The following is a 19,715-nucleotide window of genomic DNA, read 5'->3' as shown; positions in this document are numbered from 1 at the left end:
GTTAGCGATTTTTAGCTTAACTTGCGTTAGAATGGCCCTACTTTTAGGGCCATTTTTATTTTAAATGAGCAAATTTATTATCCAAGTGAACGGGCCCGCTTATGGCACGTCGGCGAGTGTTAACGCCTTACGCTTTTCCCAAGCTGCACTTTTGGCTGGGCATCAGATTATCTGTGTGTTTTTTTATCAAGACGGTGTGTATAACTCCACAGATTTAAGCTTACCCGCCTCCGATGAAAACGATGTGATCAGTGACTGGAAACAGCTCGCGCAATCCCATCAGCTCCCGTTAGTCAATTGCGTTTCAGCAGCGCTGCGCCGTGGGATTGTGAGCAAGCAAGATGCCAGCGAGAATGGCCTAAGCCACTGGAATGTGGGCGAGTCATTTATCATGGGCGGTTTAGGCGAGCTTGTCACCGGCATTGAATCGGCCGACCGATTGATCAGTTTTTAACTCTCAGGGTGACTATGAAAAAATTGTGTATCCTATTTCGCTGTTCGCCACACGGTACTGTTCGTGGCCGCGAAGGTTTAGATCTCGCCCTGCTGAGCGCCAGCTTTGAGCAAGAAGTAAGTTTGGTATTTGTCGATGAAGGTGTGCTGCATTTGATTAAAGATCAACAGCCTGAGCTTATCGGCGCTAAAGATTACATCTCCACCTTTAAAGCACTGCCGCTGTACGATATCGAGTCGGTATTTGTCTGTAAGCAATCCTTAGCCGACTACGGCTTAAGCCATGGCTTACTGTCAGTTCCTGTTACTGTGGTCAACGATGAGGCCATCGCTGCCCATTTAAAACAGGTGGATGAGGTCTTAGTATTCTGATGATTTTACATCATATTCAAACATCTCCCAGCCGAGATAGTGCGTTGAAACTCTGCTTACGTTACGCCTGCAAGGAAGATGCGATTCTACTATCGAGCGATGGCGTGAACGCGTTACTGCTGCGTCAATGGGCAATGGCATTATCGCCCTTCAAGTTCATGGTCTTAAAAGACGATGTCGTCGCTCGAGGCCTATCTGAGCGTTTAAAGAACGTGACGCTTATCGATTACAATGAGTTTGTGGCTCAATCATTACTCCATGACAAGGTGATAACGTGGTAAATCCATTGCAATTTAATGGCGCAGAAATCGCCCGTGACCATCAAGGTTATTTAAAAGATCTCAACGATTGGCAACCGGATATGGCTTTACTATTGGCGGCAGAAGAGCAAATCGTGCTTACGCCCGCCCATTGGGAAGTGATTAATTTTGTTCGCGATTTTTATCTTGAATACAAAACGAGCCCTGCTATTCGCGTATTGGTCAAAGCTATTGGCCAAGCTTTAGGGCCAGACAAAGGCAATTCAAAGTACTTATATACCTTGTTCCCTATTGGCCCAGCAAAACAAGCTACCAAAATTGCGGGCCTGCCAAAGCCAGCTAAATGCATTTAATGGTATTGGGTTAAGTCATCACACTTAACTCGATATCGAACATAAGCGTCAAATGTGAGCATTGAACATCAATGTGGCACAAAAAGAAAGGCATGTTCCCTTGGGAAACATGCCTTTCTTTTTACTTGAACAAAGTTAATAGGGTTATTTGACGTTTTCTAACACAACCCAGACGGCTTTGCCTATGGTCGCCAACATCACAGCAAAAAATACAGCAATGACAGCGGTATAGGAAAGCCAACGGAGATAGCGCTGGCCTTTATCCATAGTATTATTTTGCGTTCCATTAGCCTATTTGAGTTAAGCCGCCCATGTAGGGACGCAGCACTTCTGGGATTGTGATACTGCCATCGGCATTTTGATAGTTTTCTAAAATAGCGACTAAGGTACGACCGACAGCTAAACCTGAACCGTTTAAGGTATGCAGTAACGCGGGCTTATTGTCTGCTTTCACGCGGTAACGTGCTTGCATACGACGGGCTTGGAAATCCTTCATGTTTGAACAAGAAGAAATCTCACGATAAGTGTTTTGTGCAGGTAACCAGACTTCGATGTCGTAGGTTTTGCTTGAGCCAAAGCCCATATCACCAGTACATAAAATCACAGTACGGTATGGCAGACCTAAACGTTGCAATACAGTTTCAGCGTGACCTGTTAGCGCTTCGAGCGCCGCCATTGAATCTTCCGGCTTAACGATTTGCACCATTTCTACTTTATCGAATTGATGCTGACGGATCAGACCACGGGTATCTTTGCCGTATGAGCCTGCTTCACTGCGGAAACATGCGGTATGCGCGGTTAATTTAATCGGCAGCTCGTCTTCATCAACAATGCTATCGCGCACTAAGTTGGTTAATGGCACTTCGGCCGTTGGGATCAAGCTTAAGCCTTGGCCTTCTTCGGTGGCAGGCTTTGTGTGGAACAAGTCTTCACCAAACTTAGGCAGTTGACCTGTGCCCAGTAAGCTTGCCTCGTTAACCAGTAACGGCACATAGGCTTCGGTATAACCGTGCTCTGTGGTGTGCAAGTCCAGCATGAACTGACCAATGGCGCGGTTTAAGCGGGCAACTTGGCCTTTCATCACGATAAAACGTGAGCCAGTGATTTTCACTGCATTTTTAAAATCTAAACCGTTTAGGCTTTCGCCTAAATCGATATGATCTTTAATTGGGAAATCAAACGTGCGTGGCGTGCCCCAGCGGCGAACTTCAACGTTCTCCGTTTCATCGGCACCGATTGGCGCTGATTCGTCTGGTAGGTTGGGCATCGACATGGCAATGGCATTGACTTCTTCAAGCACGGCCGCCAGTTCAATCTTTCTGGCATCCAGCTGTGAACCTAAATCGCCCACTTGCGCCATGATCGCTTCAACATCTTCACCACGGGCTTTAGCTTGGCCAATGGATTTGGAGATGGCATTACGCGACGCTTGTAATTCTTCGGTAGCCACTTGCAGTGACTTACGCTTTTCTTCTAATTGAGTGAGGTGAGCTATGTCTAAAATAAAGCCACGGGTGGCCAGTCGCTCAGCGGTAACTTCTAATTCGTTGCGCAAAAATTTAGGATCTAACATGTGATATATTCTTAATAGTTAAATGCGAGAAAAAACCAGTTGCTGACCTAAGTACACCATGAATAAACATAGACTTAGATTCAACACCACATTCAAAGTCGCCTTCAGCCAATCCCCTTCTTGCAGCAGCAATAAGGTTTCATTAGAGAAAGTCGAAAACGTTGTCAAAGCGCCCAACAGGCCAATACCGATCAGCGCTTTGAGTTCTGGGCTGATATGACTCATTTGCCCCAGTGCGTAAATTACGCCCATTAAAAATGAACCGAGGACATTAACCAACAGTGTACCAAAAGGAAAACTGCTGCCAAATACTTGGATCATGAATATTGAAATAAGATAGCGAAAAACAGCCCCAATTGAACCACCTAGCGCCACAAGTAAGAGATTATTCATATCTTTTGTGCTCGCTGGCTTGATCTAACTGGGCTAATTGCGCCAACTTATCTTTGATTCGCTTCTCGAACCCTCGCTCAGTCGGAAAATAAAACTGCGCTGTTTGCAGGGATTCGGGGAAATAATTTTCACCACTGGCATAGGCATTGGCTTCATCGTGGGCATATCGATACCCTGCTCCCATGCCAATGTCTTTCATTAATTGAGTCGGTGCATTGCGTAAATGGTGCGGCACTTCGACTTGCCCAGTATCGCGAGCTAACTCACGGGCGGCCTTAAATGCGGTATAGACAGCGTTACTCTTAGGCGCGCTGGCAAGATAAACAATGGCTTGTGCTATTGCTCGTTCACCTTCGGCTGGTCCAACACGGTGAAAACAATCCCAAGCATTAAGCGCGATGGTCATCGCCGCAGGATCGGCATTGCCGACATCTTCAGAGGCAATCGCCAGTAAGCGCCTTGCGACATACAGCGGATCGCCGCCGCCTTCTAATATTCGACAAAACCAATACAGCGCCGCATCGGGTGCTGAGCCGCGGATTGATTTATGGACGGCTGAGATTAAATCGTAAAACTGATCGCCGTTCTTATCGAATCCGGCAACTTGGTGCCCCGCCACTTGGATCAACATCTCAGTGGTAAAGGTGCCACCGTCGATGAGCATATCACTCATCAACTCAATAAGATTTAACGCTTTACGGGCATCACCATCACAAAGTTGCGCCAGTGTGGTGAGCACATCGGTTGGCATCACAAATTGGCGTTGGCCTAAGCCGCGCTCGGTATCGCTTAAGGCTTGAGTCACTATGTGGGCGATCTCATCATGGCTTAAGCGCTTGATAAGATAAACCCGTGCCCGCGAGAGCAGCGCATTGTTGATTTCAAAGGATGGGTTTTCAGTGGTCGCACCGATAAAAATCACAGTGCCATCTTCAATAAATGGCAGAAAGGCATCCTGCTGGCTTTTATTGAATCGGTGGACTTCATCGACAAACAATAACGTGCGTTGACCACGGGATTCAGCCACGGCTTTCGCTTGCTCAATCGCCGCGCGAATATCTTTGACGCCAGAGGTGACCGCAGAGATGCGTTCAACGTGGGCATTTGAATAATGTGCGATTAATTCGGCTAAGGTCGTTTTACCTGTGCCCGGCGGCCCCCACAACATCATGGAATGGGCACGCCCCGCTTCCAATGCTTTGCGTAGCGGCTGGCCTTCACCCAGTAAATGGGCTTGACCTATGTACTCGGCGATCGTTCTTGGCCGCATGCGTGCGGCCAAGGGACGAAAGTCGGGGGCGAAATTAAAGGATAAACTGCTCACGCTATCGCCTAGTGCGCTGTTTTACGACGTTGATCATCAACATCGACATTGTCAGGCAGCACAAAGCTGAACAGCGCTTTGTCTTTATCAGTAATCGCTTGCTGATTGCTTAAATCAAATTGGCTCAAGTTACCTTTGTCATCGGCAACATTAAAGTTGGCTAACTGGGCATTTTTGAAACACACCTTGACGGACAATATGCCCGAATCAATCGCCTTAGGTTTGATCTCATAGCAGTCTTGTTGCTTAGTGACTGAATACTGTGACCAAGTGGCATCGTCGCGGTGGACTAACAAAGCAATAGGCGAAGCATTGATTGCCTCGGCAAAATCCATGATGACCACTTCTTCGGCGAAGGGATTGTAGATCCATAAATCTTTACCATCAGCGACAATTTGCGATTCATCTGGCTGAGTTAAATGCCAATAAAACTGATTTGGATAGGCCAATGCAAAGATACCAGAACCCGTCTGAATGACCTTTTTATTGACGTCAGTCACGGTTTGTTTGAAATCGGCTTTTAGTGATGCAGTACCAATCAATTTGTCTCTGAGCTGCTGCGCATCATCGGCAAACACTGCCGCGCTAAATAGTAAAGGTGAAGCTAACAACACAGCGCATAATCGTTTTTTCATTTTATTCCTTACCCTGTAAAACCCTTGGGTGTATCAAAGCCACGCCTTCGCGCGGCTTAATAATGTTTTGGTGCCGGCGGCGCTAAGACTTCACGGTTACCGTTGTGGCCTTGAGCCGAAACGATACCTTGGGCTTCCATCTGTTCAATAATGCGCGCTGCACGGTTATAACCAATCTTAAATTTACGCTGTACGCTTGAAATCGAGCCGCGACGGGTTTCGGTCACAAAGGCGACGGCTTCATCGTAGAGTGGATCGTATTCTTCATCGGTTTCTGCGGTTTCACCTGGTAGCAAGACTTGCTCACCATCGCTGGCACCATTGAGAATTTCATCGATATATTGCGGTTTACCACGGGCGCACCAATCGGCAACAACGCGGTGAACTTCATGATCGTCAACAAAGGCGCCATGGACACGGTTCGGAACCGCAGTACCCGGTGGTAGAAATAACATATCCCCCATACCGAGTAAGGTTTCTGCACCCTGTTGATCTAAAATGGTGCGCGAATCGATACGCGATGACACTTGGAACGCCATACGTGTCGGAATGTTGGCTTTAATCAAGCCAGTAATCACATCCACTGACGGTCTTTGGGTTGCTAGGATCAAATGTATGCCTGCAGCACGGGCCTTTTGCGCGATACGGGCAATCAACTCTTCCACTTTTTTACCGACAATCATCATCATGTCGGCAAATTCATCGACCACGACAACAATCGATGGCAGCTTATCTAATGCAGGCGCTTCAGGCTCCATACTGTCAGAAGACTTCCACATAGGATCTAAAATCACTTCGCCATTGGCCTTCGCCTCGGCAATTTTAGCGTTATAGCCCTTGATGTTACGTACGCCCATCATAGACATTAGCTTGTAGCGACGTTCCATCTCGCCCACACACCAACGCAGTGCATTGGCAGCTTCTTTCATGTCAGTAACGACTTCACAGAGCAAATGCGGAATGCCTTCATAGACAGACAATTCCAACATTTTGGGATCGATCATGATAAAGCGCACATCTTCTGGGCCCGACTTATACAGTAAGCTGGTGATCATCACGTTTACGCCCACTGACTTACCCGAACCTGTGGTACCCGCAACTAACAAATGCGGCATTTTACCAAGGTCAACCACCACAGGATCGCCGGCGATATCTTGGCCTAACACCATAGTCAAATTGGATTTACTGTCGGTAAAGGCGGCGCAATCTAACACATCGCGCATAAACACGGTTTCACGGAACTTGTTCGGCAATTCGAGTCCGACATAAGCCTTACCCGGAATAACTTCAACCACACGCACACTTTCAGCTAGCAGTGAACGGGCTAAATCCTTCGACAGATTAGAGATTTTTGACGCTTTAACGCCAGGCGCTAATTCCAATTCGAAGCGGGTGATCACAGGTCCTGGGTATACCCCCACCACATTGGCGATGATGTTGAAATCGGCTAACTTCACTTCAACCAGACGGGCGACTTGTTCTAACTCTTCTGGGCTGATCGGGTTCTTTTTACGATCAGGCACATCAAGCAAATTGATGCTGGGTAAGGGGTCCATGGGCTTTTTCGGTGCGGGTTTATCATCTTGCCCGGGTAGCACCACTATGCCATCCACAATTTTCGCTTTTTGATCTTGCTGCTTACGCTGGGCTTGATTCACAGCGCCCGTTGAGGCTTTTGTATCAAAATCAATGACGTCATCATCGGTAAAGCCTAAGCTTTCATCATCATCTTCCGCAAAGTTTTGGCTGTTAAAAACTGGCTCATTGTCGTCGTGATCGAATGCCTGCGAATTGAAATCGGCGCTTTCTTGTTCATCATGTCTTGCATCTTGGGCTTCGGTTAACCAAGGCGGCGCTTCAAAATTGCCATGGGCGGCCAAATCATCATGATCGATTTGAGGTTCAACCCTTTGTGTATTTTTGCTTTTACTGCCATTCAAACTCAAAATTTTTGCGAGTGCCGATAGCTTGTTTTTTTGCGGCGCAGCTTCTTCAGTATTAATGCTTTCGGTAATAAACCCTTCATCTGCGGCAGTAGACAAGGTTGGGGTTATTTCGGCTCTGCGACCAATATGACGCTCACGCACCTTTGGCGTTTCAACGACTGGCGGCTTTTCAAGCACATATTGTGATTCGCGGCGCTGCTTAAACTTATCGACTACAGACATAAAACCACGGGTATCTTCGGTTTCACGCTCACGCTTCATCGCATGCGGTAATAATTTAAGTTTCTTATAAATCCAAATAGAGACTAAGCCGATTTTCTCGACCACGGTCAGCCAGCTGATCCCCGTCAACAGGGTAAAGCCAGAACCTAAGAAGCACAGCAGCAATAAGGTGGTGCCGAGTTTATTAAAATACGGCAGCATGGCTTGGCCTATGACATCACCCGCCACTCCGCCTGCCGAAAACTCGTAGATGTTGTTAGCATTCATGCTCGCCAACGCAGAAAACCCAAGGATGATCAGCAAAAATCCAATCAATCTCAGGGCCACTGAAAAGTAATCAACTTCGAGCAAATGATGGGCGCGTTTGAACAGCAGCCAGCCGGTCGAGGCGACAATGATTGGCATAATGTAAGCCGTGACGCCGAAGAAATATAACAGAATATCGGCTATCCAAGCCCCTACAGCTCCGGTCCAGTTTTTTATGTCGCCTTGAAAATGCGACTGACTCCAACCGGGATCAGACGGACTAAAACTCGTCAATGCGAGTAAAATATAAGTGGCGAGGACACAACAAATGATGAGTCCGCCTTCCAGCAGACGTTGCAGGCCAGTGAGCGTGCGTACACTATTTCCTTGAGACAAACGACGTAATCCATAAAAAGTGAAAACAGGTGGGCTAACGATACCAGAATCCCACTAAATGTGGAGCACATTAGCCTGTTTTTCTGTGCAGAATTGGCCATGATTGGCAAAAATTAACCTATTGGGATGTTTAAGTATGCTTTTGGAGAGGAATGAGTTATTACACAATCACTTCCGTTAACAACTCTGCTTAAAAATGCCACAAAAATATGCCCCTAAGTTGGCGAACTTAAGGGCAATGACAAGGTTAATCGCTATAGGTGCTAAACGGGATAGTTGTGCTGACTTGACCAATAAATAAGGGGCCTAAGCCCCTTATTGTAAAACCAAACAATCAGGGTAATTTAGATATCTGAGAGTAGATGATTTATCGCTACGCGACTGGTGTGTTTAACCTCTTCCATCACGACATAAGTACGCGTGTCGGAAACAGAAGGTAATTTCAACAAGGTTTCACCTAACAAGCGACGATAAGCTGACATATCTGAAACACGGGTTTTCAGTAAGTAGTCAAAATCGCCTGAAACCAGATGACATTCTTGAATGTCGTCGAGTAACTGCACTGCACGGTTAAACTTATCAAACACTTCGGGAGTATCACGGCTTAAGGTGATTTCCACGAATACCAGTAGGGATGCACCCAGGAAATGAGGATTGACCAATGCGGTATAGCCATTGATATAACCTTGCTTTTCGAGTCGTTTCACTCTTTCTAAACACGGAGTTGGACTAAGTCCGACTCTTTTTGATAATTCCACATTAGAAATGCGGCCATCAAGTTGTAATTCATTAAGAATGTTGCGATCGATGCGATCCAAGTCTTTTACAGGACTCTTTTTATTATATGCCATTTATTTAACCTTGCTTTATCACTAAAACAACATTTTATTCTACGTATGCCGAAAGTTCAGCAGCATAAACTGCGTCGCCGATACTATACTAGATATCCCTGAATTAATCACGTTCAGGTCACGATAAAATAACAATTATGCCCATTAAAAGTGGGTTTTCAGGCAATTGAGGCTCAAAGATGATTATTGGTGTTCCCAAGGAAATTAAAAACCACGAATATCGTGTCGGTATGGTTCCTTCTAGTGTTCGCGAGTTAGCGATCAAAGGTCACGAAGTTTTTGTAGAAACAAATGCTGGCACAGGTATCGGTTTTTCAGATCAAGATTATATTGATGCTGGCGCCACAATTTTAGCGACTGCTACTGAAGTTTTCGCTAAAGCGCAGATGATTGTAAAAGTAAAAGAGCCTCAAGCAGTTGAACGCGCTATGTTGCGTCATGATCAGATTTTATTTACTTATCTGCATCTTGCGCCAGATTTACCGCAAACTGAAGATTTAATTAAAAGTGGTGCCGTATGTATCGCTTACGAAACTGTGACTGACGACCGTGGTGGCCTGCCCTTACTTGCCCCTATGTCTGAAGTTGCTGGCCGTATGTCAATCCAAGCTGGTGCTATGGCATTAGAGAAATCTTCTGGTGGTCGCGGTATGTTACTGGGCGGCGTTCCAGGTGTTGAACCCGCTAAAGTCGTGATTATTGGCGGCGGTATGGTCGGTACTAACGCTGCGCAAATGGCGGTAGGCATGGGTGCTGATGTGGTTGTACTTGACCGTAGCATTGATGCACTGCGTCGCTTAAATGTGCAATTCGGCTCTGCCGTAAAAGCCATTTACTCTACTGCTGATGCGATTGAACGTCATGTTATTGAAGCCGATCTTGTGATCGGTGGCGTACTGATCCCAGGTGCTGCGGCACCTAAATTGGTTACCCGTAGCATGATTTCACGTATGAAGCCGGGCAGTGCTATCGTTGACGTAGCAATCGATCAAGGCGGCTGTGTTGAAACTTCACACGCAACCACTCACCAAGATCCGACTTATATCGTTGACGATGTTGTGCATTACTGTGTGGCGAACATGCCAGGTGCGGTTGCTCGCACTTCCACTTTCGCACTTAACAATGCAACGCTACCGTATATTCTTAAGTTAGCTAACTTAGGCTATAAAGAAGCGCTGTTGCAAGACAAGCACTTACTCAATGGCTTAAACGTGATGCACGGTAAAGTAGTCTGTAAAGAAGTGGCTCACGCCCTGAATTTAGCGTTCACCTCTCCAGTTTCATTACTAGCATAGCTTTTAGGTAGTTTAAGCTTTCGGTGGAACATTGCGTTTGCTTTACCTAGCAAATAATCCAAATCGGCCTCGACTCTGTTGAGGCCGATTTTTTATTGGCCAGAACCAAAGCTCAAGCATGTGAATCGATAATCTCCCGTATCCAAACTTGTCCCGTGCTTTCGCTAGTGATGCCCTCTCAAGGTGTTTATTTAGCCGCAGTAAAGTAAAACTGACACTCTGAATACCAAAGCGCACTGACTCGATTAGCGCAATCTAAAAGAATCGCCCTCCAACACTTTACCCCCACAGGTAAATTCCCTACAATCCTTGCAATTTGCTAAAGGCACGGAGATAAAAATGAGCCAGGTCAGACATTGTAACTTATTGATTTTGGGTTCAGGCCCAGCAGGATATACCGCAGCAGTTTATGCTGCGCGTGCTAATTTAAAACCTGTGATGATCACAGGTATGCAGCAAGGTGGTCAATTAACCACTACGACTGAAGTTGAAAACTGGCCAGGTGACGCGGATGACTTAACCGGTCCAGCGCTGATGGAACGTATGCAGAAGCATGCTGAAAAGTTCGATACTGAAATCTTGTTCGATCACATCAACGAAGTGACTCTAACTGAGCGCCCTTTCCGTTTGAAAGGCGATAACGGCGAGTACACCTGTGATGCGTTGATCATCGCAACTGGCGCTTCTGCCCGTTACTTAGGATTAGAGTCAGAAGAAGCATTCAAGGGCCGTGGCGTATCAGCCTGTGCGACCTGTGATGGTTTCTTCTATCGCAATCAAAAAGTCGCTGTGATCGGTGGCGGTAACACAGCTGTTGAAGAAGCATTGTACTTAAGTAATATCGCCGCTGAAGTGCATCTGATCCACCGTCGTGACACTTTCCGCTCAGAAAAAATCTTAATCGACCGTCTGATGGACAAAGTCGCTAATGGCAACATCATCCTTCATTTAGACCAAACTATGGATGAAGTCGTTGGTGATGCTATGGGTGTGACAGGTCTTAAGATGAAGAGCACTAAAGATGGCTCAATTACTGACTTAGCCGTTGCAGGTGTGTTCGTCGCTATTGGCCATAGCCCTAATACTGGAATTTTTGAAGGCCAGTTAGAAATGAATCACGGTTATTTAAAAGTACAAAGCGGCTTGCAAGGTAACGCCACACAAACCAGTATCGAAGGTGTTTATGCTTGTGGTGATGTGATGGACCAACATTATCGTCAAGCGATTACTTCTGCGGGCACAGGCTGTATGGCCGCACTCGATGCAGAGCGTTATTTAGACGCTAAAAAGTAATTAAACTCTAAACTTTTTTCAACCAATAGCAGGCTTGGCCTGCTATTTTTTTAGCTAAAAATGACACATAAAAAAAGGGACCAAATGGTCCCTTCTCTACAGCAACAAACTAATTTCTTAGTTTAACGCTTCTTTTGCTTTTTCAACTAAAGTTGCAAATACAACTTTATCGAATACAGCGATGTCAGCCAAAATCTTACGATCGATTTCGATAGACGCCTTTTTCAGACCGTTGATGAAACGGCTGTAAGACAGACCATTTTGACGAGCAGCAGCATTAATACGTGCAATCCAAAGTTGACGGAATTGACGTTTTTTCTGACGACGGTCACGGTAAGCATATTGACCAGCTTTAGTTACTGCTTGAACAGCAACACGGTAAGTACGGCTACGAGCGCCATAATAACCTTTAGCTAGTTTTAAAACTTTCTTGTGACGAGCACGAGCGGTTACACCACGCTTAACTCTTGGCATTTTCTAATCTCCTAAATTAAGCGTAAGGTAATTGACGCGCGATTGCTGGAACGTCAGCTTTTGCAACTAAACATTTAGCACGTAAATGACGTTTACGTTTAGTGCTTTTTTTCGTCAAAATGTGACGTAAGTGTGCTTGCTTGCGCTTGAAACCATTAGCGGTTTTCTTAAAACGCTTCGCTACACCCTTGTCTGTTTTCATTTTAGGCATTTCTAAAACTCCGCATTGGGATGTTTAATAAAAAGCAAGGCGAGCAAAGGCCATAGACCTTCGCTACTTTAAGTTTTGCCCTACTTATTTCTTTTTAGGCGCTAGCACCATAATTGCTTGTCGGCCTTCCATTTTCGGGAAAGATTCAACAACCGCATACTCATCCAAATCAGCCTTGATACGGTTCAATAGATCCATACCTAGGTTTTGGTGTGCCATTTCGCGACCTCGGAAACGAAGCGTAATCTTCGCTTTGTCCCCGTCTTCCAGAAAACGTATCAGGTTGCGTAGTTTTACCTGATAGTCGTTTTCGTCAGTTCCAGGACGGAATTTAATTTCCTTAACCTGAACCTGCTTTTGCTTCTTCTTTTGTTCCTTGGCTGACTTAGCCTTATCAAAAAGGAACTTACCGTAGTCCATAATGCGACATACTGGAGGTTCAGCATTTGGGCTGATTTCTACTAGGTCTACACCTGCTTCATCTGCCAAATTCTGAGCATCTCTGATGCTTACCACACCAATAGCTTCACCATCAATGCCTGTTAAACGTACTTCTGGTACGCCTGTGATTTCTTCATTGATTCTATTAGGGGCCGGCTGACGCCCTGCTGTTTTTTTGATCTTTATGACCTATTCCTCCAACAATTTGAGACTACGGAGCGAAATCTGTTGATGGATTTTAGTGGCGAAATCTTCAAGTCGCATCTTACCTAAATCGATACCATCACGGGTACGCACCGCTACTTCCTTATTTTCCATTTCTTGATCGCCAACGACCAACAAATAAGGGACACGCCTTAAGGTGTGCTCGCGTATTTTAAAGCCTATTTTCTCATTCCTCAAGTCAAAAGACGCTCGAATACCTTGTTCTTTGAAGAATTTTACGACTTCTTCAACATAATCAGCCTGTTTATCGGTGATATTCATCACGACAACTTGCATTGGGGCTAACCAAGTTGGGAAACGTCCTGCATATTCTTCTATCAAGATACCCAAGAATCGTTCCAAAGAGCCTAAAATAGCACGATGGATCATCACTGGGGTCTGACGGCTGTTATCTTCGGCAACATAAGTTGCACCAAGACGGCTTGGCAACGCATAATCGAGCTGCACAGTACCACATTGCCACGCTCGGTCCAAACAATCGTGTAAAGTAAATTCGATTTTGGGTCCGTAGAACGCGCCTTCACCTGGCAAAATAGTGAATTCAATATTATTGTCACGCAGCGCTTGCTTAAGTGCTTCTTCCGCTCTGTCCCACATTGCATCGTCACCGATACGTTTTTCAGGACGAGTCGACAGTTTTACCACGATATTTTCAAAGCCGAAGGTGGCGTATGTATCGTAAACCATCTGGATACAGGCACTCACTTCTTCTTGGACTTGGCTGTCAGTACAGAAAATATGGGCGTCATCTTGGGTAAAGCCGCGTACGCGCATTAATCCGTGCAAAGAACCAGAAGGTTCATTACGGTGACAGCAACCAAATTCAGCCATACGTAATGGCAGGTCGCGGTAAGATTTCAACCCTTGGTTGAAGATCTGCACGTGGCCTGGGCAGTTCATTGGCTTGATTGCATATTCGCGGTTTTCACTGCTGGTCGTGAACATGGCTTCTGAGTATTTATCCCAGTGACCAGAACGTTCCCACAACACACGGTCCATCATTAATGGGCCTTTTACTTCTTGGTAAGTGTATTGGTTTAACTTACGGCGAATGAATCTTTCTAATTCGAGGAAGATGCTCCAACCGTCGTTATGCCAGAACACCATACCCGGTGCTTCTTCTTGCATGTGATACAAGTCGAGCTGCTTACCGATTTTACGGTGGTCACGCTTAGCCGCTTCTTCAAGACGGGTTAAGTGTGTGCTCAAAGCTTTTTTGTCAGCCCAAGCAGTACCATAGATACGTTGCAACATCTTGTTTTCTGAGTTACCACGCCAGTAAGCGCCAGCAATGCTCATTAATTTGAAATGTTGGCAGAAACGCATGTTAGGCACGTGCGGTCCACGACACATGTCTGTGTATTCTTCGTGATGATACAGCGCAGGCGTCGCGTCTTTGCTGATGTTCTCATCCAGAATGGCAATCTTATAATCTTCGCCGCGCGCAGCGAATGTATCGCGCGCTTCTTGCCAGCTAACCACACGTTTTACAACGTCATAGTTAGTTTTTGCCAGTTGAAGCATGCGCTTTTCTAAGGCGTCGATGTCATCTTGAGTCAACTTGTGCTCAAGGTCGATATCATAGTAGAAGCCGTTATCGATAACTGGACCAATCGCCATCTTGGTTTCTGGCCACATTTGCTTAATCGCGTGACCTAATAAATGTGCGCAAGAATGGCGAAGAATTTCAACACCTTCTTCGTCTTTGGCGGTAATGATTGATAGCTCTGCATCGGTTTCAATGAGATCGCAAGCATCTTTTAATTCGCCATTAACGCGGCCAGCGATACAAGCTTTCGCTAAACCTGGGCCAATATCGGCGGCAACATCGAGGGTCGATACAGCATGAGCAAACTCACGTTTGCTACCATCGGGAAGTGTAATTACAGGCATGAAATGTCCTTTCCAGTGGTGACCCACACGTAGGGCCACTTGGTTTTAGTTAATGTAAGAGAAATGCTCGCTAGGTTAAGACAGTACAGGAGTCTTAGCCGCCTTGCGTAGCAGGGCGTTTATTCTAAGGGATTGTAGCTAAAAGGCGCAAGCATATTGGCCAGAATTGGGATTGAAAGCAAAAAGCAAATTCATGATTTTGCAGTGTCTTGGTAACTTAGCGGTCATCTAACTCCCCTATTCTGGCGCCAGTTTATTAGCCATCACTGAAAACATGACAAGGGAGTTGATATGTTGAACTGCATTATACTGGCTGTAGCACTCACGAACACTGCCGCCGCTTTACCTGAGCCGCAGCATGTAAGTACAAACGAACCACAGATCGATACTCAAGTATTACTCGTTGATATTAAAAGTGAGCTTGAGCTACAGATGCAGCGTTTAACGCTGGATATTACCAAAAATGCCCGCGATGGCGTGTTACACAGCAGCGAAATGGAAGGATTAGTCACGGTTAAGGACTAAATGCTAAAAGGGTTATTGATCCACTAAGCAAACCCTTTAACCAGAACGTCTATCATGCTGCGTTTTGAGACCGACTTCGTCTAAGTCAGCGCACTGCACTCTGCTGTATACTCAAATAGGAAGCACTTAAATAGAAGCACTCGAATAGGACGCACATAAACAGCACTCAGGTTTGAACATGACCAACGCGCAAAACAATAGGTGCGATGAACGAACTAAGTGTGAGATGTACTGATTGAACTGAGCGATTCGCTCTATTCTATTGGGGCTCTGCTCTATTGTGGCTTTCTTCTATTAGCTATAAGGAGTTACACCATGAGAGTCATGAACAAAGTTATTGCTTGTCCCCACTGCGGGCACCATCAAGATATCAGTATCGATGCCAGCTGCGGAGATCAAGATTATTACGATGATTGCCGAATTTGTTGTAATCCCATTCACTTACGCTTACATATCGACGAATTGAGACGTACCGTTGAGCTGTATATCGATTCAGACGACGAGCAAATCTATTAAACGAGATTGCACTAAAGGCTGCGATGTCACGACACTAATGGGCTTGTTCGTTAAAACGCCTGGCCAGCACGCGCTCGACAGTGTCGACGATAACTTGCGTTTGGCTGTCGATCTCAATATTGAGTTCATCACCCACTTTATACTGACTCAAATTGGTCAGTTTTAGGGTTTCAGGAATTAAGTGCAACTTAAAGCCGGAGTCACTCACCTCGCCTACCGTTAAGCTGCAGCCGTTAACGCCAACAAAACCTTTATAAAAAATGTAATCCATCCATTTAGGCTCAATGCCCAGTGTCAGATCATAATGCTGTTCTGTATGGCTAATATCGACGACTTTAGCCTTAGTGTGAATATGGCCAGAGAGAATGTGACCACCAATTTCACTACCAAAAGTCAACGAACGCTCAACATTAACGCTTTGACCTATAGACAAATTAGCCAGATTCGTCAGTCGCAAGGTCTCTTCCACTACGTCGAAAAATACCCTATCATCAACGACCTGAGTCACAGTAAGACATACCCCGTTATTTGCCACACTTGCACCAATCGCAAGTCCCTCATGCAAATCAGGTTCGAACGCTACCTCAAGGGTATTTAGGCCATCTTTCTTATGTATTGCAACCACCTCGCAGGTGGCTTGAACTATACCTGTAAACATTTTCTGCTCGCTTAATCGTTAAAGGCTGTATTTATGAATAATTCAGGCTATCAAGCCAAACGTTTAATCCAATTGGCGCTGCCGGTGCTAATAGCTCAGGTCACTCAGACCATGATGGGCTTTATTGATACCGTTATGGCGGGCCGTGTTAGCGCGGTTGATATGGCCGCTGTGGCGGTCGGCACTAGCCTTTGGTTACCCGCTATTCTATTCGTCCAAGGTTTACTGATGGCTTTTACGCCTTTATTCGCCCACTACAATGGGGCGAATAATCAAAAAGCCATCCAACCTTTGGCCTTTCAAGGTGCCTATCTTGCCATCATTGGTGGCATTGGCGTGATGATTTTCCTCGCATCAGCGCCCTTTGTGCTTGGCCATATGGATTTAGAACCCGAATTATACCGCTTAACCATTGGATATCTCGACGGTATTTTATGGGGCGCGCCCGCATTTGTGCTATATCAAGTGCTGCGCGGCTGTAGTGAAGGGATTTCTTACACGTTACCAACTATGGTCATTGGCTTTGTCGGCTTAGCAGTGAACATCCCCGCCAACTACATCTTTATTTATGGACACTTTGGCGTACCTCCGATGGGCGGTGCTGGCTGTGGTATTGCCACCGCTTTGGTTTTTTGGGCCATGCTGATAGCTATGACTATTTATATGCAACTGCATAAGAAATTCGCGGCCTTGGCTCCTTTCAGTAAATTTCATCGTCCTGACTTTGAAACGATGAAAAAAATGACCAAACTCGGCATGCCGATAGCAATGGCGCTGTTTTTTGAAGTGAGTTTATTTGCCATTATTGCGTTGTTACTCGCCCCATTAGGTGCAACTGTGGTGGCAAGTCACCAGATAGCACTGAACTTTTCTGCGATTGTATTTATGCTGCCGTTGTCTATTGGTATCGCAGTATCGATTAGAATTGGCTATTACTTGGGTCGCGATCGTGCTGATATTTCTGCAGTGGTCGCCAAAGTGGGTTTATGGTTAGCGCTATCCCTTGCATTATCAACTGCAGTCTTGACCGTCATATTTAGATTCCAGATTGCAGAGCTTTATAATGGTGATCCAGAAGTTGTCGCTTTAGCCGGCAGCTTGATGTTAATGGCGGCACTGTATCAATTATCAGATTCAGTCCAAGTGGTTGCCGCCGGAGCCCTACGTGGTTATAAAGATACCCGCAGTGCCTTTTATATCACGCTGTTTTCCTATTGGGGCATAGGGATGTCACTCGGTTATACCTTGGCTTATACGGATCATATCGCTCCTGCCATGGGCGCACACGGTTTTTGGACCGGATTGATTGCAGGTCTCACCTCGGCGGCGCTGCTATTTTTCATTCGACTGCGTTACATCCAAAAACATGGTGTGCATTTAAGCCTGATTGAAGGCGACAGTTTGCATCACTAATCGGATAGGCAAGATTTAAAGCAACGGCGAGCATTAAGCTCGCCGTTTTGTTTATGTCTTAGTGGTTTGACGTGCTCAGTAAGTCTAACTTGCCGTTATATCAACAACTTTGTTGAAACACTGGACAAGTTGCACAGCAATTCACCATTTGACGACAAATTTGATTTTTTTGCTTGCCAGCCCTGCGCTATGCCCCTAATATAGCGCTCGTTCCAAGGCGCAACGCTTTTGAATAGCAAGTTAATATTTACGATGCACCCGTAGCTCAGTTGGTTAGAGCACTACCTTGACATGGTAGGGGTCGGTGGTTCGAGTCCACTCGGGTGTACCACTCTCTTCACAGAGTCTAAAAAGTGAAATTCAAACAGTGCACCCGTAGCTCAGTTGGTTAGAGCACTACCTTGACATGGTAGGGGTCGGTGGTTCGAGTCCACTCGGGTGTACCATTTTTCAGTTGTAATCCGCTTTAATATTCATTTATCCAATCAGCGTTAATTAATACTCAAAATAAACGATAGCTAACGATGAAAATGACAAGGCATCATATTACCTTGGCTATGCTTTGATATTGATGTCCCAACAGCCGATAGCCGTGGGTGTACAGCGTTGCCCTGCCATTACGGCAAAACCCGATAAGCGTGATATTGCTTTTCTCAGCTAACTCCAACGTCAGTGAAGTCACGGCGGACATAGCAAACAGAATTTGGATATTGGCACTAGCGGCCTTCTGCACCATCTCAAAACTCGCGCGACTGGTGAACAATACGGCCACTGGACGTGCCACATTGCGAGCGGCAAAGGCACCAATTAACTTGTCGAGTGCGATATGTCTGCCTATATCTTCATAGGCGGCGATGATCTGTCCTTGATGGTTAAGCCCCATGGCCGTTGAATCATGTGAATTAAATAGGCGTAATAAACAGTGTTAATAATTTACAGATATAATCCATGTCGAGAATGAAACACGTACCTGTACCAATTTAATTAGCAACTGCAATATTAGGCGTGTTTAATATTTGAATTGGCCTAATAAAAAAGGGATAGCCGATATTAAGGCTATCCCTTTACGATTAGGCTAGAAGTTTAGAAACGATAACTAAAACTCACCGTGGCATTACGCGGCGTACCATAGTGATACACGCTATAGGCTGCAGATGATGCAGACATATAAGCATAGTATTTTTCATCTAGAAGATTTTCTATGTTAATTTGCAGATCCATATTGTCGGCCAAGTTATAGCGAGCCATCAGGTTCACTAAAGTGTAAGCGTCCTGTTCTATTAACACTGTATTTTCTGAGTAGCTGTCACTCTGCCAATTAACACCCCCACCCACAGTTAATTCAGGCAGATAATCGACAAACTGATACGTGGTAAATAGCTTAAACTGTTTGCGTGGACTTGTGGTTGCCATCCTGTTTCCTTCCACATCTTCAGCTGTAAACTGAGAATAGCCCGCTGTGATGTTCCAACCATCAATAAACTCGCCTACAGCCTCTAACTCGAAACCTGTACTTTCAGTACCCTGAGCAGCTTTGTAATTAGTAACAGGTTTCCCATCAATTATGACAGTTCCATTTGGTGTTGCTAGGTTGTCTTGATCAATTTTAAATAGCGCGACAGTTGTGTGCAGACGATCGTCAAGATAAGCACTCTTCAGACCAAGTTCATAAGCTTTACCTTTTAATGGGTCGAGATACTCTCCATAAGCATTAGTCACATTTTGCGGATTAAATATTTCGGTATAA

General features: G+C 45.5%; 22 protein-coding genes, 2 tRNA genes and 1 pseudogene. 11 read left to right on the top strand and 14 right to left on the bottom strand.

The features are described from left to right. The first annotated feature begins 64 nt into the window (after positions 1–64). Genes tusD through Q4Q46_RS09725 form a run of 4 tightly spaced genes read left to right on the top strand, consistent with a single transcriptional unit; the run spans position 65 to position 1,438 of the window. Positions 65–454, top strand: coding sequence for a sulfurtransferase complex subunit TusD (gene tusD, locus Q4Q46_RS09740; RefSeq protein ID WP_012089235.1), 390 nt, complete (start codon positions 65–67; stop codon positions 452–454). A gap of 14 nt (positions 455–468) precedes the next feature. Further along, on the top strand, positions 469–825 hold the full coding sequence (gene tusC, locus Q4Q46_RS09735) for a sulfurtransferase complex subunit TusC (RefSeq protein ID WP_063882974.1): 357 nt from the start codon (positions 469–471) through the stop codon (positions 823–825). Beyond that, a complete protein-coding gene (gene tusB / locus Q4Q46_RS09730; RefSeq protein ID WP_311905844.1) occupies positions 825–1,106 on the top strand; it encodes a sulfurtransferase complex subunit TusB in 282 nt (93 codons plus the stop codon). The genes tusC and tusB overlap by 1 nt, the downstream gene beginning before the upstream one ends. Beyond that, positions 1,100–1,438, top strand: a complete 339-nt coding sequence (locus tag Q4Q46_RS09725) for a TusE/DsrC/DsvC family sulfur relay protein (protein ID WP_006081642.1) — start codon at positions 1,100–1,102, stop codon at positions 1,436–1,438. Before tusB ends, Q4Q46_RS09725 begins: the two co-directional genes overlap by 7 nt. 144 nt (positions 1,439–1,582) lie before the next feature. Here Q4Q46_RS09725 and Q4Q46_RS09720 read toward each other — a convergent pair whose 3' ends face one another. From Q4Q46_RS09720 to lrp, 7 genes are all read right to left on the bottom strand, one after another. Beyond that, positions 1,583–1,705: a hypothetical protein gene (locus Q4Q46_RS09720; protein ID WP_006081643.1), complete on the bottom strand. Its 123-nt coding sequence runs from the start codon at positions 1,703–1,705 to the stop codon at positions 1,583–1,585. A gap of 19 nt (positions 1,706–1,724) precedes the next feature. After that, positions 1,725–3,011 (bottom strand): serine--tRNA ligase, encoded by a 1,287-nt coding sequence (serS, locus tag Q4Q46_RS09715; protein ID WP_311891300.1) that lies wholly within the window; start codon positions 3,009–3,011, stop codon positions 1,725–1,727. Positions 3,012–3,029: 18 nt separating this feature from the next. Next, a complete protein-coding gene (gene crcB, locus Q4Q46_RS09710) occupies positions 3,030–3,404 on the bottom strand; it encodes a fluoride efflux transporter CrcB (RefSeq protein WP_006081645.1) in 375 nt (124 codons plus the stop codon). Further along, on the bottom strand, positions 3,397–4,728 hold the full coding sequence (locus Q4Q46_RS09705) for a replication-associated recombination protein A (RefSeq protein WP_311905843.1): 1,332 nt from the start codon (positions 4,726–4,728) through the stop codon (positions 3,397–3,399). Before Q4Q46_RS09705 ends, crcB begins: the two co-directional genes overlap by 8 nt. An 8-nt stretch (positions 4,729–4,736) precedes the next feature. Further along, on the bottom strand, positions 4,737–5,363 hold the full coding sequence (gene lolA / locus Q4Q46_RS09700) for an outer membrane lipoprotein periplasmic chaperone LolA (RefSeq protein ID WP_011846837.1): 627 nt from the start codon (positions 5,361–5,363) through the stop codon (positions 4,737–4,739). 56 nt (positions 5,364–5,419) lie between these two features. Continuing rightward, positions 5,420–8,173, bottom strand: a complete 2,754-nt coding sequence (locus Q4Q46_RS09695; RefSeq protein ID WP_311905842.1) for a DNA translocase FtsK — start codon at positions 8,171–8,173, stop codon at positions 5,420–5,422. A 344-nt stretch (positions 8,174–8,517) separates the two neighbouring features. Beyond that, positions 8,518–9,024 carry a leucine-responsive transcriptional regulator Lrp gene (gene lrp, locus Q4Q46_RS09690; protein WP_006081649.1) on the bottom strand — a complete coding sequence of 169 codons (507 nt, stop codon included), beginning with the start codon at positions 9,022–9,024 and terminating at the stop codon, positions 8,518–8,520. A 179-nt stretch (positions 9,025–9,203) separates the two neighbouring features. Between lrp and ald the strand changes: the two genes are divergently transcribed. Both ald and trxB read left to right on the top strand, forming a co-directional pair. Beyond that, the gene (ald, locus tag Q4Q46_RS09685) at positions 9,204–10,319 is read left to right on the top strand and encodes an alanine dehydrogenase (protein ID WP_311905841.1); all 1,116 of its coding nucleotides are present in this window, start codon (positions 9,204–9,206) and stop codon (positions 10,317–10,319) included. Positions 10,320–10,658: 339 nt separating this feature from the next. Then, positions 10,659–11,612, top strand: coding sequence for a thioredoxin-disulfide reductase (trxB, locus tag Q4Q46_RS09680; protein ID WP_007647644.1), 954 nt, complete (start codon positions 10,659–10,661; stop codon positions 11,610–11,612). Positions 11,613–11,729: 117 nt separating this feature from the next. Here the strand turns inward: trxB and rplT are convergent, their stop codons facing one another. The 4 genes from rplT to thrS all read right to left on the bottom strand — a co-directional run bounded on the left by rplT (position 11,730) and on the right by thrS (position 14,856). Further along, a complete protein-coding gene (gene rplT / locus Q4Q46_RS09675; RefSeq protein ID WP_006081652.1) occupies positions 11,730–12,086 on the bottom strand; it encodes a 50S ribosomal protein L20 in 357 nt (118 codons plus the stop codon). Between the two features lie 16 nt (positions 12,087–12,102). Continuing rightward, on the bottom strand, positions 12,103–12,297 hold the full coding sequence (gene rpmI / locus Q4Q46_RS09670; RefSeq protein WP_106650517.1) for a 50S ribosomal protein L35: 195 nt from the start codon (positions 12,295–12,297) through the stop codon (positions 12,103–12,105). A gap of 84 nt (positions 12,298–12,381) precedes the next feature. Then, on the bottom strand, positions 12,382–12,924 hold the full coding sequence (gene infC, locus Q4Q46_RS09665; protein ID WP_012089240.1) for a translation initiation factor IF-3: 543 nt from the start codon (positions 12,922–12,924) through the stop codon (positions 12,382–12,384). Between the two features lie 3 nt (positions 12,925–12,927). Next, on the bottom strand, positions 12,928–14,856 hold the full coding sequence (gene thrS / locus Q4Q46_RS09660; RefSeq protein WP_011846833.1) for a threonine--tRNA ligase: 1,929 nt from the start codon (positions 14,854–14,856) through the stop codon (positions 12,928–12,930). Between the two features lie 291 nt (positions 14,857–15,147). Between thrS and Q4Q46_RS09655 the strand changes: the two genes are divergently transcribed. Both Q4Q46_RS09655 and Q4Q46_RS09650 read left to right on the top strand, forming a co-directional pair. Next, entirely contained in the window at positions 15,148–15,381 is a 234-nt protein-coding gene (locus tag Q4Q46_RS09655; RefSeq protein ID WP_259483923.1) for a hypothetical protein, read from the top strand. 315 nt (positions 15,382–15,696) lie between these two features. After that, positions 15,697–15,897, top strand: coding sequence for a CPXCG motif-containing cysteine-rich protein (locus tag Q4Q46_RS09650; protein ID WP_006087488.1), 201 nt, complete (start codon positions 15,697–15,699; stop codon positions 15,895–15,897). Positions 15,898–15,931: 34 nt separating this feature from the next. Here Q4Q46_RS09650 and Q4Q46_RS09645 read toward each other — a convergent pair whose 3' ends face one another. Then, positions 15,932–16,555, bottom strand: a complete 624-nt coding sequence (locus Q4Q46_RS09645; RefSeq protein ID WP_259520405.1) for a riboflavin synthase subunit alpha — start codon at positions 16,553–16,555, stop codon at positions 15,932–15,934. A gap of 33 nt (positions 16,556–16,588) precedes the next feature. On the opposite strand from Q4Q46_RS09645, the gene Q4Q46_RS09640 reads away from it, so the two are divergent. The 3 genes from Q4Q46_RS09640 to Q4Q46_RS09630 all read left to right on the top strand — a co-directional run bounded on the left by Q4Q46_RS09640 (position 16,589) and on the right by Q4Q46_RS09630 (position 18,414). Then, the gene (locus tag Q4Q46_RS09640; protein WP_311905840.1) at positions 16,589–17,968 is read left to right on the top strand and encodes an MATE family efflux transporter; all 1,380 of its coding nucleotides are present in this window, start codon (positions 16,589–16,591) and stop codon (positions 17,966–17,968) included. Positions 17,969–18,222: 254 nt separating this feature from the next. Then, a tRNA-Val gene (locus Q4Q46_RS09635) sits at positions 18,223–18,299 on the top strand. 38 nt (positions 18,300–18,337) lie between these two features. Beyond that, a tRNA-Val gene (locus tag Q4Q46_RS09630) sits at positions 18,338–18,414 on the top strand. Positions 18,415–18,509: 95 nt separating this feature from the next. Here the strand turns inward: Q4Q46_RS09630 and Q4Q46_RS09625 are convergent. Both Q4Q46_RS09625 and Q4Q46_RS09620 read right to left on the bottom strand, forming a co-directional pair. Next, positions 18,510–18,854: pseudogene (locus tag Q4Q46_RS09625) on the bottom strand (formate dehydrogenase accessory sulfurtransferase FdhD); the annotation flags it as partial. 197 nt (positions 18,855–19,051) lie between these two features. After that, on the bottom strand, positions 19,052–19,715 hold a 664-nt coding region (locus Q4Q46_RS09620), incomplete at its 5' end, for a TonB-dependent siderophore receptor (RefSeq protein WP_311905839.1).

Origin of the sequence: Shewanella vaxholmensis, from assembly GCF_031932135.1 — a bacterium.
In the GTDB taxonomy this organism is placed as follows: domain Bacteria; phylum Pseudomonadota; class Gammaproteobacteria; order Enterobacterales; family Shewanellaceae; genus Shewanella; species Shewanella hafniensis.
Note: the sequence above shows the minus strand (reverse complement) of the source record. Positions and strands in the feature narration are given on the sequence as shown.

Excerpts from the sequence above, each read along its gene's own strand:
- tusD (WP_012089235.1), top strand. The coding sequence starts at position 65 with ATGAGCAAATTTATTATCCAAGTGAACGGGCCCGCTTATGGCACGTCG.
- tusC (WP_063882974.1), top strand. The coding sequence starts at position 469 with ATGAAAAAATTGTGTATCCTATTTCGCTGTTCGCCACACGGTACTGTT.
- tusB (WP_311905844.1), top strand. The coding sequence starts at position 825 with ATGATTTTACATCATATTCAAACATCTCCCAGCCGAGATAGTGCGTTG.
- Q4Q46_RS09720 (WP_006081643.1), bottom strand. The coding sequence starts at position 1,705 with ATGGATAAAGGCCAGCGCTATCTCCGTTGGCTTTCCTATACCGCTGTC.
- serS (WP_311891300.1), bottom strand. The coding sequence starts at position 3,011 with ATGTTAGATCCTAAATTTTTGCGCAACGAATTAGAAGTTACCGCTGAG.
- crcB (WP_006081645.1), bottom strand. The coding sequence starts at position 3,404 with ATGAATAATCTCTTACTTGTGGCGCTAGGTGGTTCAATTGGGGCTGTT.
- lolA (WP_011846837.1), bottom strand. The coding sequence starts at position 5,363 with ATGAAAAAACGATTATGCGCTGTGTTGTTAGCTTCACCTTTACTATTT.
- lrp (WP_006081649.1), bottom strand. The coding sequence starts at position 9,024 with ATGGCATATAATAAAAAGAGTCCTGTAAAAGACTTGGATCGCATCGAT.
- ald (WP_311905841.1), top strand. The coding sequence starts at position 9,204 with ATGATTATTGGTGTTCCCAAGGAAATTAAAAACCACGAATATCGTGTC.
- trxB (WP_007647644.1), top strand. The coding sequence starts at position 10,659 with ATGAGCCAGGTCAGACATTGTAACTTATTGATTTTGGGTTCAGGCCCA.
- rplT (WP_006081652.1), bottom strand. The coding sequence starts at position 12,086 with ATGCCAAGAGTTAAGCGTGGTGTAACCGCTCGTGCTCGTCACAAGAAA.
- rpmI (WP_106650517.1), bottom strand. The coding sequence starts at position 12,297 with ATGCCTAAAATGAAAACAGACAAGGGTGTAGCGAAGCGTTTTAAGAAA.
- thrS (WP_011846833.1), bottom strand. The coding sequence starts at position 14,856 with ATGCCTGTAATTACACTTCCCGATGGTAGCAAACGTGAGTTTGCTCAT.
- Q4Q46_RS09655 (WP_259483923.1), top strand. The coding sequence starts at position 15,148 with ATGTTGAACTGCATTATACTGGCTGTAGCACTCACGAACACTGCCGCC.
- Q4Q46_RS09650 (WP_006087488.1), top strand. The coding sequence starts at position 15,697 with ATGAGAGTCATGAACAAAGTTATTGCTTGTCCCCACTGCGGGCACCAT.
- Q4Q46_RS09645 (WP_259520405.1), bottom strand. The coding sequence starts at position 16,555 with ATGTTTACAGGTATAGTTCAAGCCACCTGCGAGGTGGTTGCAATACAT.
- Q4Q46_RS09640 (WP_311905840.1), top strand. The coding sequence starts at position 16,589 with ATGAATAATTCAGGCTATCAAGCCAAACGTTTAATCCAATTGGCGCTG.